Genomic DNA, 15741 nt, shown 5'->3' with positions numbered 1-15741 from the left:
CGCTCCAGATCGCTCATGGCTGCACCTGCGGGTCGATCCGGGTGAGCGCCGAGCCGGCGTGGACCAGCAGCAGGTCTCCGGGGCGCACGGGTGACACCAGTGTGACGTCGATGTCCTCCGCGCCGTTGGCGGTGCGGGCCCGGGCCGGCCCGAACGGCGTTTCCGGCGCCTGGAGCACCTCGGCCAGCCTTCCCTCGTCGCTGCACGTGACGCAGACCTCGTCGGTGCACTCCGGTTCGCCGCCCACCAGCAGGCCGGGGTGCTCGAAGCAGACGTGGGTCAACTCCCACAGCAGGTGGTACATCAGCACGAACCGGCCGTTGGCCGGGGCCAGCGGATCCGGGTCGTCCTGCCAGAGCACGTGGTCGGCGGCGCCACCGGGCGGGCGGTGGCCCGAGCCGATCCACACCGTGTGCGCGCCCCACGCCGGGGCCCGCCGCATCAGCTCCAGCACGCCAGGTTCGCCCGCCGCGGCGACCGCCACCACGATGTCGCCGCTGCGCACGCACACCCGGGCCTGGGCTACGACGTCGGGGCCGGTGAGCGCGACCGCGGGTAGCGCCCGCTTGCCGACGATGACCGGGTGGACGAACTCCACCGCGATGTGGTGCGCATGGGGCGTCCACTGTGGAGCAATGCACCACATGGTGGCGCCCGCCTGGAAGCGGCGGGCCAGTGCCAGCGCCGCCGTGGCCAGGTCGTCGGCGAGCGTTCCGTCGAGCAGGTCGGCGGTGATGCCTTCGGAGCCGGTGGTCATGCCGCTCCCTCCATGGTGGTGCGTTCGGTGGGCAGTACCCCGTACTCCCGCATCAACTCGAGCGTCGAGGATGCGGTCTCTTCGTCGACCCGGGTCAGCGCGAAGCCCATGTGGGCGATCACGTAGTCGCCCGGGCCGAGATCTGGCAGGTAGGCCAGGCAGATCCGGCGCCGCTCGCCGGCGAAGTCGACGTCGGCCATGGGGGCGCCGCCCTCGTGCCACACCTCGACGATGCGTCCGGGAACTCCGAGGCACATCAGCGTCCGCCTTCCTGGAAATCCGGTGTACGAGCCGCGACGAGGCCGGCCACGACCGCCTGTCCGAGGGCCAGACCGCCGTCGTTGGGCGGTACCAGCCGGTGGGTGAGCACGGCGAGGCCGGCCGCGCCCAGCCTGTCCCGGCACAGCTGGGTGAGCCGCACGTTCTGGAACACGCCGCCGGTCAGCCCGATGCTGGACACCCCGCTGGTCGCCGCGGCCCGGGTCGCGACGGCCACCACGGCGTCGGCCACCGCTTGGTGGAACGCGTCCGCCAGCACGGCCGCGTCCGCCCCGGCCCGCACCCGCTCGACCAGGCAGCGGATCACGGGCCGGTGGTCGAGCCGGCCGTCGTCGGTGAGGCCGAACGGTGCCAGCGGTTGCGGTGGCTCGCCGGCGCCGAGACCGGCCAGGTGCTCCAGTTCGATGGCCGCCTGCGCCTCGTACCCGATTCGCTGCCGCACGCCCAGCAGCGATGCGACCGCGTCGAAGAGCCGCCCCATGCTCGAGGACCGCACGGCGGAGGTGGCCAGCAGCAGCCGCACGGCGGCCAGTTCGGCCGGGGCGCAGGCGGCGACCGGCGCCAGGTCCGAATCCCAGTCGACGCCCGCCGCGGCGAGGTAGCCCAGCGCGGTCCGGCACGGGTTCCGCACGGCGGCGTCTCCACCGGGCAGGTCCACCGGGAGCAGGTGGCCGATCCGGGTGAAGCGCGTCGGGTCGGCGCCGACGAGCAGGAACTCGCCGCCCCACACCGTCGCGTCGGTTCCGAATCCGGTGCCGTCGAAGGCCACCCCGATCACCGGCTCACCGATCCGGCCGTGCTCGGCCAGCAGCGAGACCACGTGTGCGTGGTGGTGCTGCACGAGGTGCGGTGCGGTGCCCGCGGCGTGCCGCTCGGCCCAGGCGCGCGTCTGGTACCCCGGATGGGCGTCAGCGGCCAGGATCACCGGGGTGACCCGGCGCAGTGTCGTCAGCTGCCCGGCCGCGCGGTCGAAGGCGCGAAGGGTGGCCAGGCTGCCCATGTCGCCGATGTGCGCCGAACAGAACGCGTACTCGCCGTCGAGCACGCAGCAGGTGTTCTTCAACTCACCGCCCACGGCCAGGACCGGCGGCAGCGACCGCCCGAGCGGCACCGGCAGCGGGGCGTGCCCGCGGGCCCGGCGCAGCGGTAGCTCCTGCCCGTCGACGACCCGGACCACCGAGTCGTCGCACGGCACGTGGATCGGCCGGTCGTGGGTCAGCACGGCGTCGGCCAGGTGCGGCAGCCGGGTGATCGCGTCCTCGTCGTCGAAGCACAGCGGCTCCTCGCTGAGGTTCGCACTCGTGTAGACAAGGGCGTCGGGCGGGGCCAGGCTCATCCCCGGCACCTGCGCGAGCAGCAGGTGCTGCACGGGATTGCCCGGCAGCATGACACCCAGCCACGGGTTGCCCGGGGCCACCCCGGCCGTGACCGGGGCGTCGGCGCGCCGGCGCAGCAACACGATCGGGCGGGCCGGGCCGCTCAGCGCCCGGGCCTCGTCATCGTCCACCACGGCCAGTCGCCGCGCCGTGGCCAGATCGGCGGCGAGCACGGCGAACGGCTTCTCGTCGCGCAGCTTCCGCTCGCGCAGCCGCCGCACCGCGTCCTCGTCGTCGGCCCGGCAGGCCAGGTGGTAGCCGCCGATGCCCTTGACCGCCACGATGCGCCCGGCCATCAGCGCCCGCTGGGCTTCGGCGACGGCGGCGTCGGTGCCGGTGACGCGCAGGCCGTCGTGCTCGAACCAGAGCGTCGGTCCGCAGTCGGCACACGCGATGGGCTGGGCATGGTAGCGGCGGTCGTTCACCGTCTCGTACTCGGTGCGGCAGGCCGGGCACATCGGGAACGCGGCCATCGTGGTCGCCGGCCGGTCGTAGGGCAGATCACGGATGATGGTGAACCGCGGGCCGCAGTCGGTGCACGTGATGAACGGGTGGCGGTAGCGGCGGTCGGCGGGGTCGAACAGCTCGGCCAGGCAGGCGGCGCAGGTGGCCACGTCGGGGCCGACCAGGGTCCGGCGGCTGCCGGCACCGCCCACGCTCGCCACGATCGTGAAGCCGCCGCCGGGCCCGGCCTGGGCCGCGATGGTCCGGGCCCGCACCTGGGCGATCCGGGCCAGCGGCGGGGCGTCGGTGTGCAGGCGGCGCAGGAAGGCGGTCACCGCTTCGCCGTTGCCCTCCACCTCGCCGATCACCGCCTGCTCGGCGTTGCCCACGAATCCGCTCAGCCCGAGTTCGACGGCGAGCCGGTGCACGAACGGGCGGAAGCCCACCCCCTGCACCACTCCGGTGACGGTGAACTCGCGGCGGTCCCTGGCGGTGGTGCTCATCCGCACCGCCAGATCATGACACGGTTGTTGCCGGAGTCGGCCACCGCCAACCGGTCCCCGGCCAGCGAGATCCCGTAGGGCCAGCACATCGAGTCGGGGGTCACCGCGGCCCACCGGTTCTCCCCGTTGGCGGCGAACGTGGGCTGGCCGAGCACCACGTCCGCGCGCTCGCCGCGTGGGCCGTCGGTCCAGATGAGCACGCGGTTGTTCGCGGTGTCCGCCACGGCGAGGCGGCCGGCGTCGGTGTCCGCGGCGTACGGGGAACGCAGCAGATCGGCCCGCTGCGGCGAGTACGGCCACTCCTGCGTACTCGTCAGGTCGGGCTGCCCGATGACCAGGTCGGCCCCGGCGTCGCGTATCGGGTGCGGACGCCAGCCGAGCACCCGGTGGTTGCCGGCGTCGGCGATCAGCAGCCGGTCCTGATCGCCGCAGACGTCGTGCGGCCAGCGGAAGCTGTCCGGCCCGGGCGGCCCGCCCCGGTTCTCCTCGCGGCCGGCCGCGTCGGGCTGGCCCAGTACCAGGTCGGGCCGGCGGCCGGGCGAGTCCGGCACGCCCTGCGACCAGCCGAGCACCCGGCGGTTGCCGGTGTCACAGACGTAGAACCGGCCGCCGACGACACCGACCCCGAACGGCCAGTACATCGTCGTGGCCCCGCACTCCCCGCCGGCGTTCGGCTCGACCCGGTCCGGGCCGGGCTGGCCGAGTACGAGATCCGGCCGCGCGAACGGCGACTCGGGCAGCCCGTCGTACACGAGGATCCGGTGGTGCCACGCGTCGGCGACGATCAACTGTCCGTTGTGGATGGTCACGCCGGTCGGCAGGAACATGCCCCGCGTGGTGCTGGTGCCGCCCGCCGCCGGTCCCTCGCTGGTCGCGTCCGGCTGGCCGAGCACCACGTCGCACGGCTGCTCGTCACGGTCCGGCAGCGCGTGCCAGATGAGAACCCGGTGGTTGCCCGTGTCCGCGACCACGAGGACGTCGCGCCCGCCGACCCGGCCGAGGTGCACCCCGCGCGGCGCGTAGAGCCAGGACGGGGTGGGGCGGGCGGCGGGCAGGGCGAGCCCGCCCGCCACTGGAGCGCCGAGCCACCGCTCGGGCCGCCAGCCGCCGGCCGAGTCGCCGACGGGCCCCGCCTCAGCGGGCCCGACCACCCGCTGAGCTGCGGTGCGGAACCGGACCGTCTTCATGCGGCCGTCCGTCTCACGCCGGCACCTCCGCAAGCTCCGGCGCCGGCGCGAGGAAACTGAACCCCATGGTGAGCGGCCCCTCCGCTTCGCTCCGGACCGCTCACGGGACCACCTGGACCCAGACGTCGCCGCCGATCATCCGCAGCGGTCGCTGTTCCAGCGTGGCACCGGGCGCGCTCAGGCACTCACCGGTGCGCGCGTCGTAGCAGAACCCGTGCCACGGGCAGGTCAACGTGCCCGCCTCGGCGTCGACCAGGGCCGCGCCGAGCGGCAGGCTCTGGTGAGCGCACCGGTCGTCGAAGGCGGCCAGGCCGTCGCCGATCCGGACCACGATGACCGGTGCCGGCTGACCGTCGGGCCGGGTGAGCTTCAGCGCGGTCACCTGCCCGTCCGGCACCTGCGCCGCGGGCAGCGCGTGAACCCAGCCGTGACTGGCCAGCTCCTCCGGCGTGTCCTCGCGCCGCCGTACGGCCGACAGGGGAATGACGGCCGGGCCGGGCTCGCTCGGCACCACCTCGACCGAGCTGATGGAGGGTACTGCTCGCAGCAGCGCCTGCTCGACGCTGTCGCGCATGGTGACGGACGCCATCGAACAGCCGTTGCAGGCCCCGGAGAACGCGACGTACGCGGTGCCCTCCGCGATCCGCACCAGCTCGACGTCGCCGCCGTGCCCACGCAGGCCGGGCCGGATCTCCTCGAGCGCGGACCGGGCGGCGGTCACCGGATCCGGCCGGATGATGCCGTGCAGGGAGAACAGCAGGTGCACCATCGGGTCGTCGACCAGTTCGAAGAGCAGCGCCCGGCCCGTCTCGTCGGTTCGCAGGCGCCGCACGATGGTGACCAGCGCCGCCCGGTGCGCGGCCTCGATCGCGGTGCGCAGGTCGTCCGCGGCCTTGCGCGGGGCGCCGTGCAGCTGCGCCACCGCCGCCGCGGCGTCGTCGACCGCCTTCGCCAGTTCTTCGAAGGTGAGCTCAGGCATCGGCGTTCGCTTTCGTCGCGGTCCGGGCCATCTCGTCGAGCAGCCCGCGCACCGTGGTGACCGCGTCGTACTCGTGGAACTCCTCGAAGATGAACCGGGCCTCCACCAGCTTTCCGCGGGCGTGCTCGAACATGCCCAGGTGCGCCAGCGCGTTGCCCTGGTTGGCCAGCACCCGCGCGTGCCCGAGCGGGTCCCGGTCGCGGTCCCGGACGGCGAGAACGGCCTCGTACAGCTCGACCGCCTCGACCAGGTTGTCGCCGCGGTGCGTGGAGGGCGCGTACACCAGCGCGTTGGCCAGGTTCAGCTGCACGCTCGACCACTGCCGGGGATGGGTGTGCCGCTCGTACACGGTCAACGCGGCGCGCAGTGAGCCGATCGCCACGCCGAGCCGCAACTGGTCCGACGCCTCCACCATCGGCATGGTGAGGTACGCGGTGCCCAGGTTGGCGTGCGCGGCCGCGTACAGCTCGGGAGCCTGTTCCCGCGTGACGAGCTGCAGCGCGCAGTGATAGTGGTGCACCGCGCGGGTCACCAGCTCCGGCCGGTCCGCGGCCAGCTCCTGGTAGGTCGCAGCCAGCTCGACGTGCTGCTCGGCGCAGCCGAGGGCAAGGTCGGTGCCGCTCAGCAGGCCGATCCCGGCGGTGAGGTGTTCGATCGCCGCCGCCGGCGCGCCGGCGTGCTTGTGTGCCTGCGCGATCGCCCCGTGCAGCACGCCGGCCAGCGCGGAGGACACCGGCGCGGCCGCTTCGATCGCCCGGTTTAACCGGGACACCGCACCGGCGCTGTCGTCCGCGGCGAGCGCCGCCACCGCCTGGGCGGCGAGCGCCATGGCGGCCAGTTCGCCGGTGAGGCCGCTCGCGTCCGGCACGGCGTCGCTGCGCCCGGTCGCGAACGCGACCACGTCGACGAGCGGGGCCAGCTCGGCGCCCAGTGCCGCCCGCAGTTCGCTGGGATCGGCCGAATCGGGGTCGAGTACGAACCGGTTGAACCGGCTGACGGCGTCGTCGCCGGCCAGTTCCCGCAGGGCTGCCGCGTCGTCGCCGGCCAGGGCGAGCTCGTGCGGGCGCAGGGCCGGTGGCCAGGCCGCGGGCAGGCGACCGGCCAGCAGTCCTTCCCGGATCGGCTCCAACTCGCGCTCCGGCGGCAGCAAAAGGAACCCGAACGGCAGTGGGAACGCACCGAACGGCAGTGGGCGGCGGGGCTCAGCCATGACGGTCCTCACTGGTCACGCTCCGGCGGATGCGCAGGACGCCCTGGCCGCTGTCCCAGCGCGCCGGCCGGGATCCGACGGGTACGTCGTCGCGTAGTGCCTCCCGGACCAGCACGCTGCGGTCGCCGGCCGGGTTGCGCCGCTTGAGCAGCAGACCGCCGTTGTCCGTGGCCCGCAGCGGCACCAGCCACACCTCATCGTCCTTGTCCAGCACGACGGCGGCATCGGCGGGAAAGTGCCGCGCGGCCGACCCGGCGTCGAGGCGCAGGTATCCGTCGTCGGTGAACTCGACGACCAGCTCGTCGGCGGCGAACGCCGGCTCGTCCCGGATCATGCCCAGCACCCTCCGCATCGCCGCGCGGACGGCGGGGCCGAGCTCCCCACCAGGCGTGAAGTCGGCCGCTTCGATGAGATAGACCGTCACGTCGCGCGGGTACGCCTCGCCGAGCAGCCAGCGGGCGAACGCGAGAGCATGGTCCCACCGGAACGAGTGGGTGTGCAGCCCGGACAGCGGCGGCAGTTCCTCGACCGCGGGCCCGGGAATCCGGTACACGGTTCCGGGTTCGCCGCCGCTGGTGCAGGCATCGACCAGGATCACCCGCTGCGCGCCGCGCATCTGGAAGGCCACGTCCATGCCGGCGGTCCCTCCGTCGACCAGCCGTACGCCGTCCGGAACGCCGCCCTCCCACAGGTGGCGGATCAGGATCGGCCCGACTCCGTCGTCGGCCCGCAGCAGGTTGCCGCAGCCGACCACGAGCAGGGCGTGCGTCGACCAACTCGCCATCTGGTCGACGTACGCCACCGGTTCGGCCATGCTCACTGCCCCTCAGACGGACCCGTTGATGACGAACTTGCTCAGCTCACGGCCCTTGCCGTCGTAGGCGTGCACCGTGCAGACGAGGCAGGAGTCGAACGAGCGGGCCACGTGGCCGAGCTCGACCGGGTCGTCCTGGTCCACGACGGGCGATCCGACCAGCGCCTGCTCGATCGGGCCGAGCATCTCCTGCGCGTCGCGCGGGCCGATGTTCCACGCGGTCGGCGTGATCACCTGGTAGTTCGCGATCTTCCCGTCCTCGATGACGATCCAGTCCGACAGCGATCCCCGGGCCGCCTCGGTCGAGCCGAATCCCTTGCCCTCGGCGTACTCGGTCGGCTTGGTGTAGAAGGAGTCGTGCAGGTCGATCTGGTCCAGCCACTTCCGCACCCACTGGTAGTACTTGGGTGCCTCGTGCATGCGGGCGAGCTGCCGGACGAACACCGACGGCCCCTTCTTGGCCATGATGTCCATGAACAGCGGGTCGTCGTCCTGGTGCGCCGCGGCCCCCGGCGCGCCGGCGACGATGCGGCGGGCCAGCGGTCCGGCCTCCAGCGGCACGTAGCCGAGGCCGGGCACGTCGTAACGCGGCGACTTGGCGAAGCTGTACTTGCCCTGCGCCCGGGCCTGCGCCGGGTCCAGTGGCTTGGTCTCACCGTCGAACGGGTGACGCGCCTCGGTGCCCTCGTAGAAGGAGTGGGTGACGTCCTCCCGGACCCGGGCCTGGTCGAACTCGCTGAACCGGCCGCCCGCGTAGATCCCGGAACGGCTGATCAGCGCGGCGTTGCGCCCTTCGATGGTCGGGTTCTCGTAGAGGTCGGGCAGGAAGTACGTCCCGGTGGCGAGGAAGTTGCCGACTCCGGCGCCGTACTTGTCCAGCCCCACGTCGAGGCAGAACCGGATGAAGAAGCCGCAGTCGCTGTTGTGCTGGGCCTCGTTCTCGTCCACCCAGGCGAGCACGTCCTCCCAGGTCCGGTTGGCGAGCCAGCGCTCGACCGAACAGCCCAGCCAGTGCTTCTCCAGCCAGTTGACCTTCCAGTGTTCGAGGATGGCGATGGAGCGGGTGATGTCCGACAGCGTCGGCGCGCACATCACCCCGCCCGGCACCATGAAGCTCGAATGGGGCCACTGGCCGCCGAAGATGGCGTACACCTCCACCGGCTTGGCCGAGAGCACCACGCCCGGGCCGTAGCTGGCACCCACGTACGGAGCGAACCGGCGTACGGCCTCGTCGTACAGCGGCGACCGGGCGTAGTTCTTGTTCGTCAGGTCGATGGCGAACAGGGCGTAGAAGTATCGCGGAATGCTCTGCAGCGTCTCGCACGCCTGGGCGATGTTGCGGATCAGGGTCGCGTTGGGCGGCAGGTGGGTTCGCCACGCGGTGTCCAGCGCGTAGGCCGACTTGTACAGGTGGCTTCCGCCGCAGATGCCGCAGATGCGCGGGGTCACGATCAGGCCGGCCTGCGGGTCCTTTCCCTGCAGGATGATCTCGAAGCCGCGGAACATCGCCGCCTCGGTCCACGCCGACGTGACCACGCCGTCCTCGATGGTGACACGCACGTCGAGGTCACCTTCGACCCTGCCGAGCGGGCTGACGAACAGGTCAACTGCCGTCATGGATCTCCTCCTCCAGTGGCTGATGGGACGGGGCGCGAGGCCCTCGTCAGACGACGAACATGTCCTCCTTCGACCACTGCGGCGCCGCGATCCGGGCCGCGGTGGCGTGGGCCATGTACGTGAGGTGGTCACTGCCCTCGGGCACCTCGCGCGGGATGACGCCGCTGACCTTCTGCGTCTTGAACACCGTGCCGGGGGCGAGGTCGAAGAACGGGTACTCGGGCTCCGTGCAGCCCGTGCACGGCATGCCGGCCCGGGTCTTGGACGACTGGCGGTTCCACAGGATGCGGTTGCACGGCGAGTGCGTCATCGGCCCGCGGCAGCCGAACTCGTAGAACAGGCAGCCGGTGCGGGTGCCCTCGCCGAATGCCGTGGTGGACTGCTTGTACTCGAAGAACTGCACCCGGGTGCAACCGGTCTGCGTGAACGTCTTGAAGAAGGTCTGCGGCCGGTGCAGCTCGTCCAGGGCGATGTCACCGGCCCGGCCGGTGGCCAGCGCCACGATGATCTGCGTGATCCAGTCCGGGTGAGCCGGGCAGCCCGGGACGTTGATGACCGGCAGCCCCGACTTCGAGCGGAAGGACGGCCCGAGAAAGCCGCCCTTCTCCCGCTTGTGGAACTGCAGGCCGGTCGAGTCGGTGGGGTTGGGGGCCATCGCCGGGATGCCGCCCCACGCGGCGCAGTCGCCGATGGCCACGACCACGCTCGCCTGCGCCGCCAGGTCGGTGACCCAGTCCTTCATCGGCCGGCCGGCGAACACGTCGTAGCGGCCCGAGCCGTCCGGCCCGTTCATGACGGTGCCTTCGAACACGAAGATGTCCAGCGCCCGGGTGCCGTCCGCGCAGTCGCGGAACAGCTGCTGAGCGTTGTTGCCCAGTTCAAGGCCGAGGGACGGATGCCAGAGCAGGTCGAGGCCGAAATCGGTGATGAGGTCGACGACATTGGGCTCTTCGGCGTTGAGGAACGACATGGTGTTCCCGCTACATGCGCCGCCTTGGAACCACAGCACTGACGACATCGCGTTCCTTCCGGGTCAGGCGTGCGAGGACTGGGTGGTGCCGGCCTTGCGGTCGGCGGCGAGCTCCTGGCCGAGGGCTTTCGCGATGGACACGGCGAAGGTGAGCGCCCGCGCGACGTCCTCGTCCCGGGAGGCCCGCAACAGCGTGCGCAGTCCGGCCTTGCGGGCCGGCTCACGCTTCGCTTCGGCCGCACCGCGTACTGCGGCGCGGGAGACGGTCGAGGCCAGCTCGATCAGGCGCGGGTCGCTCAGCTCGGAGTCCGCGACGTTCTCCAGCACCGGCAACATGGTGAGCACGGCCGGGGCGGCTGCCACACACTGCTGCCCGAGGTCGAGCAGTGCTCCGACGTCGACGGACGAGCCGGCCGGGCGCAGTTCCCGGACCGCCTCGCCGATCGATTCGGCGATCGTGTCGCCCCGCTGCAGCAGCCCGTCCAGCCCCACCACCAGCAGCGCCAGCAGGTCGAGGTGGTCGAGCAGCCGGTTGAGCGACTCGACCGTCCTCGGCTCGGCCAGCCGGGCGAGCAGGTCGTTGAGGGGCTCCGGCGCTACGCCGGCAGCGGGATCGGTGTCCAGGGCAGAAACCACGGGTACCTCCGAGCTGTCCGGATTGTTGTCATGCATCCGGCGCGTTTCCGCTGCGTTACGCCGAGGCACCGGACTCTAGGCGTACGGCCTGACGGGTGCCTATCGCGAAAGCGCAGCTCCTATCAAGTTCGCGCAACTTTCGCGGTTGGTGCCCCAGCGGCTATCCGAGAAGCGCAGCTTTCGCGTGCCACCGCAGCCAGCATAGTCGGCATAATGCGCAAAACGGGCCATGCCCGGGGTACCCGATCCGGAACACAACTGTCATGATTGCGAAACCTCAGCCAGCCACGGAGAGTGGGGATTCGGTTGTCCCGGTTGTCGAGGCTCGCCTTCATCGACACCCGGCGGACGCTTGAGCCGGTCCGCCGGCGGATCCGCTCGCGCGGGGTACCACCGGCGCTGAGCGGGCACGAGGTGTTCTACACCGAGGACACCGGCGAGGCCGAGCACCTGATCGGCAAGACGCTGGCACCCACCCGGCTGACGCTCGGCGAGGTCGGCGCCCGCGGCTTCGCGGCCCACCTGCACGGCGTCCGGCTGCGCGACATCAGCCTGCTCTACCTCGACCTGCACGTGGCGGCGACGCTCGACATCGAACAGTGCGGGCCATACTATGCCGTCCACATGCCGACCAACGGTCGCGCGGTCGGCACGATCAACGGCCACGGCATCGAGGCCAACACCGTCATGGCCCTCGTGACGAACCCGCAGGACCGCATGCAGGTGCGGCTCGACCACGACTCGCCACAGCTCATCGTGCACATCCGGCAGGACGCGCTCGATCGGCATCTCATGCGCCTCATCGGCCGCGTGCTGTCGCACCCGGTCGGCTTCGAGCCCACCTTCGACCTCACCACCGCCCCGGCGATGCGGTGGAACGGGGCCATTCAACTGCTGCACACGGAGGTCTTCTACGAAGGCTCACTGGCCCACAAGGGGCAAGGAATCGGATCGCTCGAGGAGTTCATCATGAGCAGCCTGCTGCTGGTCCAGCCCTCGAACTACCACTCGCTGCTCGCCGTCGCGCCGACCCGCCCCGGCCGGCGCGCCGTTCGCAACGCCCTCGACTACATCGAGGCGCACCTGTCCGAGCCGATCACCATGTCCGATCTCGCCGAACACACGGGCGGCAGCATCCGCTCGATCCAGCAAGGATTCCGCGACGAGCTCGGCTGCACGCCCATGGCCTACCTGCGCGACCGGCGGTTGGAACGGGCCCACCAGGAGCTCATCGACGCCGACCCGGCGGCCGGGATCACGGTGACCGACGTGGCCCAGCACTGGGGCTTCAACCACCTCGGCAGCTTCGCGGTGTTGTACCGCAAGCGGTGGGGCGAGTCCCCGTCGGAAACGTTGCGCAGGTAGGCAGGCGTCGAGGTACTGTTCCGCACTCAATCCATCCGGGAGTCGCCGATGCACGAGTTGTCGCTCTGCGGAGCCATCGCCGACATCGTCACGCGCCACGCCGAGGGCCGGCCCGTGCAGACCATCCACCTGAGAATCGGGCAGTTGCGCCAGATCGTTCCGGACACGCTCGTGTACTGCTGGTCGCTGTTCACCGCCGATACCGCGCTCGCCGGCTCGCGCATCGACGTCGAGCACGTGCCGGCCCGGCTCGCCTGCCGTGCCTGCGGTGACCGGCGGGAGTTGGACGCGGCCCCGGTCTTCGCCTGCCCGTCGTGCGCCGGCACCGACCTCGAGGTGGTCACCGGCGAAGAGTTCCTGATCACCTCACTCGACCTCACGGGAGCTTGACATGGGCCGCTTTCACCGTCATGACGACGGCACCGAACACGAGCACCACGACGACCACGCGGGCCACGACCACTCCGGATACGCCACCGGCGTCGAGCGGGTCGAGGTGCTGGAGCGCATCTTCGACGAGAACGACCGGTGCGCGGCCGAGAACCGGGCCGTCTTCGCCGCGCACGGGCTCCACGTGGTCAACCTGATGTCCTCGGCCGGCGCCGGCAAGACCACGCTCCTGGCCCACACCCTGCGCCGCCTGGCCGGGCAACTGCGGGTCGGCGTCATCGAAGGGGACATCGAGACGAGCCTCGACGCCGACCGGCTCGCCGGGTTCGGCGCCGCCATCACACTGGTGAACACCGGTGCCGGCTTCGGCGGCGAATGCCACCTCGACGCGCCGATGGTCCGCTCGGCGCTGCCCCGGCTCCCTCTCGCCGAGCTCGACCTCATCGTCATCGAGAACGTGGGAAACCTCGTCTGCCCGGCCGAGTTCGACGTCGGCGAGTCCGTCCGGGCCATGATCTACGCCGTCACCGAGGGCGAGGAGAAGCCGCTCAAGTATCCCGTCATGTTCCGCGCGGCCGACCTCGTCATCGTGAACAAGATCGACCTGCTGCCCTATCTGGACTTCGACGTGGAGCTCTTCCGGGCCAACCTCCGCGCGGTGAACCCGGCGGCCACCGTGCTCGAGGTGAGCGCCCGCACCGGTGCCGGCATCGACGAGTGGTGCGCCTGGCTGCGTGCGCGCCACACACCGTCCACAGTGGTGTCCGGTGCACCCGGCTGACCGGACCGCGATCCGGGTGCTGCTGGTCGACGACCACGAGATGGTCCTGCAAGGCCTGCGCGCGATGCTGTCGCGGTTTCCGGACGCGGTCACGGTGATCGGTTCGGTGAGCGACGAGGCGGCCGCGGTCGAAGCCGTCCGCGAGGACCAGCCGGACATCGTGCTCTGCGATGTGCGCCTGCGCCACGGCAGCGGCTTGGACGTGTGCCAGGCCGTGCGCGCCGCGGAGCCGAAGACGAAGGTTGTCTTCCTGACCGTGTACGACGACGAGCAATACCTCTACCAGGCGCTACGGGCCGGCGCGTCCGGGTATCTGCTCAAACGCGTCGACGGCCACGAGCTGGTGCGGCACCTGGAGAGCGTGCAACTGGGCGATGTCGTCATCGATCCCGGCCTGGCCGGGCGGGTCGCGGCCACCGCCGCGCACCTGCGGCAGGGCGAGTTCTGGCCCGGCGCCCGGCTCGGTCTCACCCAGCGCGAAAGCGAGGTCCTGGCGCTGCTCGTGGGTGGCTTGTCGAACAAGGCGATCGCGGCGCGTCTGGTGGTCAGCGACGACACCGTGAAGACGCACCTGCGCGGCCTGTATCGCAAACTCGAGGTCAACGACCGCGGTTCGGCCGTCGCGGTCGCGCTGCGGGAAGGACTCTTCCATTGACGGATCTCATCGACGACGTCCGTCGGTGGGTGACTCGCGAGCCGTCGCTCGCCATTGTGCTCGACCGGGTCGCCCGCAGCCTCACCGACGCGCTGGCCGCCGACGGGTGCCTGGTGTTCCGGGTGACCGGCGAGGGGGAACTGGTACTCACGGCCGGCCACCCGGCACCGGAAGGGCCCGAGCTGCGTCTGCCGCGCGGCTTCGGCGTAACCGGCCGGGTGGCAGTCGACGGGATCCCGGTCGTCCTGGTCGACGACCACCCCCGCAATGCGCGCCACCGGGAACTGCTCGGCCTGGCCGCGGGCGAACCGGTGTCCCGGCTGTGCGTACCGGCGCGGGTGCCCGACGCGGGAAGCGCAGCCGTCCTGGCGGTGTTCAGCCGCCGGCGGCACACGTTCAGCAACGCCGACGTCGACACCGCGCAGGCGGTGGCCGACCTGGTCGGGCTGCGCATGCACCTGTCAGCCGTGGCCGCGCTCGCCGGCGGCTACCGCGACCGGTGGAACAACGCGGTGGCGACCACGGTGGCGATGCAGGAGGCGGAACGCCGCCGGATCGCCGGCGACCTCCACGACGGTGTGACGCAGGCGATCGCCAGCCTCAGCTTCCACCTCTCGGCCGCGAAGTCCGCCCTGCGGGACGGGGACATCGCCGACGTCGTGACCCAGGTCGACGCGGCCCGGTCCCTGGCCGACCTCGCCTTCGGCGAGACCCACAGCGCCATCACCGGGCTGCGCAGCCCGGTGCTCGACGACCTCGGTCTCGCCGCCGGCCTGGTCAGCCTGGCCCGCTCCGTGCCCAATCTGCCGATCCGGGTGGACGCGCAGGATCTGTCCCTGCCGGACCATGTCCGCACCTCGCTGTTCCGGGTGGCGCAGGAGGCGGTCCACAACATCGTCAAGCATGCCGCGGCCGACAACGCCGTCATCCGGCTGGTGCGACGCGGCCGCATGGTCGCGCTGATCGTGAGCGACGACGGCCGCGGCTTCGAACCCACGCAGCAGCGGGCGCCGCAGGCACCGGGTGCCGGCGTCCCGCACGGCCTGCGCGGCATGGCCGAGCGGGTTCACCTGATCGGTGGCACGCTGCACCTGCGCTCCCAGCCCGGCCAGGGGACCACGATCGAGGTACGGGTGCCCGACGCGTCCTGACCGCTCAGCCGCGTTTTGCCGGCAGCGTCGGCTACGCCTTTGCATCGAGGCGCAAAGGCTCGATCTGAGGTGCCGATTGTTGAACCCTGGGTTCAGGCAGCCAGTCCGGCGCCGAGTCTTCACCAGACCGATAAGGGGTCAACCATGCTCCGAAAGGCTCTCACCACCTTGCTGGCAACCGCCGCCGTCTCGGGCGCGGCGGTGGTCATGGCAGCCGCACCGGCGTCGGCTGCGGACTCTCCGACGTGGTGCGGCAACTGGCTGCAGAACCCGGCGAACGCGTCGAGCATCAAGGCGGTGCCCAACACCCAGACCAGCGTCTTTGGCACGTCGGCGTACATCCGGGTCAACGAGGGGACATACGGAGGCCGCTGGTTCGCCTGGGCCAAGGTCTACAACCCGCAGGAGAGCGGCCAGGTCGCCCTCATCTGGAGGTACACGTCGAACAACAGCCTTTACCAGTGCGGTAACCGTGACGGCGTCGGCGGCTATTCCTGGGACTACACCGCCGGCGTGCGGGACACCCAGTCGTCCCTGGTCCAGGCGAAGTACTCCCGCAATGGCTCCTTTGGTCCGTTCACGTATGGAGCGGCAGTCGCCTGGCGGTAGGCAACCGTCCCTCGCAGC

16 protein-coding genes are annotated in these 15741 nt (G+C 71.5%); 6 read left to right on the top strand and 10 right to left on the bottom strand.

The features are described 5' to 3' along the window. Positions 1–13 precede the first annotated feature (13 nt). From ACQPY0_RS16490 to ACQPY0_RS16445, 10 genes are all read right to left on the bottom strand, one after another. Entirely contained in the window at positions 14–757 is a 744-nt protein-coding gene (locus ACQPY0_RS16490) for a hypothetical protein (protein ID WP_432989638.1), read from the bottom strand. Beyond that, positions 754–1014 (bottom strand): HypC/HybG/HupF family hydrogenase formation chaperone, encoded by a 261-nt coding sequence (locus ACQPY0_RS16485; protein ID WP_432989636.1) that lies wholly within the window; start codon positions 1012–1014, stop codon positions 754–756. Before ACQPY0_RS16485 ends, ACQPY0_RS16490 begins: the two co-directional genes overlap by 4 nt. Then, positions 1014–3359: a carbamoyltransferase HypF gene (gene hypF, locus ACQPY0_RS16480; protein WP_432995270.1), complete on the bottom strand. Its 2346-nt coding sequence runs from the start codon at positions 3357–3359 to the stop codon at positions 1014–1016. Before hypF ends, ACQPY0_RS16485 begins: the two co-directional genes overlap by 1 nt. Next, positions 3356–4546 carry an NHL repeat-containing protein gene (locus tag ACQPY0_RS16475; RefSeq protein ID WP_432989634.1) on the bottom strand — a complete coding sequence of 397 codons (1191 nt, stop codon included), beginning with the start codon at positions 4544–4546 and terminating at the stop codon, positions 3356–3358. Before ACQPY0_RS16475 ends, hypF begins: the two co-directional genes overlap by 4 nt. A gap of 100 nt (positions 4547–4646) precedes the next feature. After that, positions 4647–5525 (bottom strand): NifU family protein, encoded by an 879-nt coding sequence (locus ACQPY0_RS16470; RefSeq protein WP_432989632.1) that lies wholly within the window; start codon positions 5523–5525, stop codon positions 4647–4649. Continuing rightward, a complete protein-coding gene (locus tag ACQPY0_RS16465; RefSeq protein WP_432989630.1) occupies positions 5518–6735 on the bottom strand; it encodes a hypothetical protein in 1218 nt (405 codons plus the stop codon). Before ACQPY0_RS16465 ends, ACQPY0_RS16470 begins: the two co-directional genes overlap by 8 nt. Beyond that, on the bottom strand, positions 6728–7549 hold the full coding sequence (locus ACQPY0_RS16460) for a hydrogenase maturation protease (protein ID WP_432989628.1): 822 nt from the start codon (positions 7547–7549) through the stop codon (positions 6728–6730). The genes ACQPY0_RS16465 and ACQPY0_RS16460 overlap by 8 nt, the downstream gene beginning before the upstream one ends. A 12-nt stretch (positions 7550–7561) precedes the next feature. Further along, positions 7562–9166 carry a nickel-dependent hydrogenase large subunit gene (locus tag ACQPY0_RS16455; RefSeq protein WP_432989626.1) on the bottom strand — a complete coding sequence of 535 codons (1605 nt, stop codon included), beginning with the start codon at positions 9164–9166 and terminating at the stop codon, positions 7562–7564. Positions 9167–9212: 46 nt separating this feature from the next. After that, positions 9213–10184 carry a hypothetical protein gene (locus tag ACQPY0_RS16450; RefSeq protein ID WP_432989625.1) on the bottom strand — a complete coding sequence of 324 codons (972 nt, stop codon included), beginning with the start codon at positions 10182–10184 and terminating at the stop codon, positions 9213–9215. Between the two features lie 15 nt (positions 10185–10199). Next, complete coding sequence (locus tag ACQPY0_RS16445; RefSeq protein WP_432989623.1) at positions 10200–10772, bottom strand: DUF1641 domain-containing protein; 573 nt, start codon at positions 10770–10772, stop codon at positions 10200–10202. A gap of 315 nt (positions 10773–11087) precedes the next feature. Here ACQPY0_RS16445 and ACQPY0_RS16440 point away from each other — a divergent pair, with 315 nt between their 5' ends. From ACQPY0_RS16440 to ACQPY0_RS16415, 6 genes are all read left to right on the top strand, one after another. Further along, positions 11088–12137, top strand: coding sequence for an AraC family transcriptional regulator (locus tag ACQPY0_RS16440; protein ID WP_432989621.1), 1050 nt, complete (start codon positions 11088–11090; stop codon positions 12135–12137). Between the two features lie 48 nt (positions 12138–12185). Further along, a complete protein-coding gene (locus tag ACQPY0_RS16435; protein WP_432989619.1) occupies positions 12186–12527 on the top strand; it encodes a hydrogenase maturation nickel metallochaperone HypA in 342 nt (113 codons plus the stop codon). Between the two features lies 1 nt (position 12528). Then, positions 12529–13308, top strand: a complete 780-nt coding sequence (gene hypB, locus ACQPY0_RS16430; RefSeq protein WP_432989617.1) for a hydrogenase nickel incorporation protein HypB — start codon at positions 12529–12531, stop codon at positions 13306–13308. After that, positions 13295–13963, top strand: a complete 669-nt coding sequence (locus tag ACQPY0_RS16425) for a response regulator (protein WP_432989615.1) — start codon at positions 13295–13297, stop codon at positions 13961–13963. Before hypB ends, ACQPY0_RS16425 begins: the two co-directional genes overlap by 14 nt. Further along, positions 13960–15114, top strand: coding sequence for an ATP-binding protein (locus ACQPY0_RS16420; RefSeq protein ID WP_432989613.1), 1155 nt, complete (start codon positions 13960–13962; stop codon positions 15112–15114). The genes ACQPY0_RS16425 and ACQPY0_RS16420 overlap by 4 nt, the downstream gene beginning before the upstream one ends. Positions 15115–15258: 144 nt before the next feature. Then, positions 15259–15723, top strand: a complete 465-nt coding sequence (locus ACQPY0_RS16415) for a hypothetical protein (protein WP_432989611.1) — start codon at positions 15259–15261, stop codon at positions 15721–15723. Positions 15724–15741 lie beyond the last annotated feature (18 nt).

This window comes from Dactylosporangium sp. CA-233914 (assembly GCF_050942935.1).
In the GTDB taxonomy this organism is placed as follows: domain Bacteria; phylum Actinomycetota; class Actinomycetes; order Mycobacteriales; family Micromonosporaceae; genus Dactylosporangium.
The sequence above is the reverse complement of the archived record's forward strand: the minus strand, read 5'-3'. Positions and strand labels throughout refer to the sequence as shown.

What these genes read in the sequence shown, in the direction of transcription:
- ACQPY0_RS16490 (WP_432989638.1), bottom strand. Translation starts at nt 757, where the DNA reads ATGACCACCGGCTCCGAAGGCATCACCGCCGACCTGCTCGACGGAACG.
- ACQPY0_RS16485 (WP_432989636.1), bottom strand. Translation starts at nt 1,014, where the DNA reads ATGTGCCTCGGAGTTCCCGGACGCATCGTCGAGGTGTGGCACGAGGGC.
- hypF (WP_432995270.1), bottom strand. Translation starts at nt 3,359, where the DNA reads ATGAGCACCACCGCCAGGGACCGCCGCGAGTTCACCGTCACCGGAGTG.
- ACQPY0_RS16475 (WP_432989634.1), bottom strand. Translation starts at nt 4,546, where the DNA reads ATGAAGACGGTCCGGTTCCGCACCGCAGCTCAGCGGGTGGTCGGGCCC.
- ACQPY0_RS16470 (WP_432989632.1), bottom strand. Translation starts at nt 5,525, where the DNA reads ATGCCTGAGCTCACCTTCGAAGAACTGGCGAAGGCGGTCGACGACGCC.
- ACQPY0_RS16465 (WP_432989630.1), bottom strand. Translation starts at nt 6,735, where the DNA reads ATGGCTGAGCCCCGCCGCCCACTGCCGTTCGGTGCGTTCCCACTGCCG.
- ACQPY0_RS16460 (WP_432989628.1), bottom strand. Translation starts at nt 7,549, where the DNA reads ATGGCCGAACCGGTGGCGTACGTCGACCAGATGGCGAGTTGGTCGACG.
- ACQPY0_RS16455 (WP_432989626.1), bottom strand. Translation starts at nt 9,166, where the DNA reads ATGACGGCAGTTGACCTGTTCGTCAGCCCGCTCGGCAGGGTCGAAGGT.
- ACQPY0_RS16450 (WP_432989625.1), bottom strand. Translation starts at nt 10,184, where the DNA reads ATGTCGTCAGTGCTGTGGTTCCAAGGCGGCGCATGTAGCGGGAACACC.
- ACQPY0_RS16435 (WP_432989619.1), top strand. Translation starts at nt 12,186, where the DNA reads ATGCACGAGTTGTCGCTCTGCGGAGCCATCGCCGACATCGTCACGCGC.
- hypB (WP_432989617.1), top strand. Translation starts at nt 12,529, where the DNA reads ATGGGCCGCTTTCACCGTCATGACGACGGCACCGAACACGAGCACCAC.
- ACQPY0_RS16415 (WP_432989611.1), top strand. Translation starts at nt 15,259, where the DNA reads ATGCTCCGAAAGGCTCTCACCACCTTGCTGGCAACCGCCGCCGTCTCG.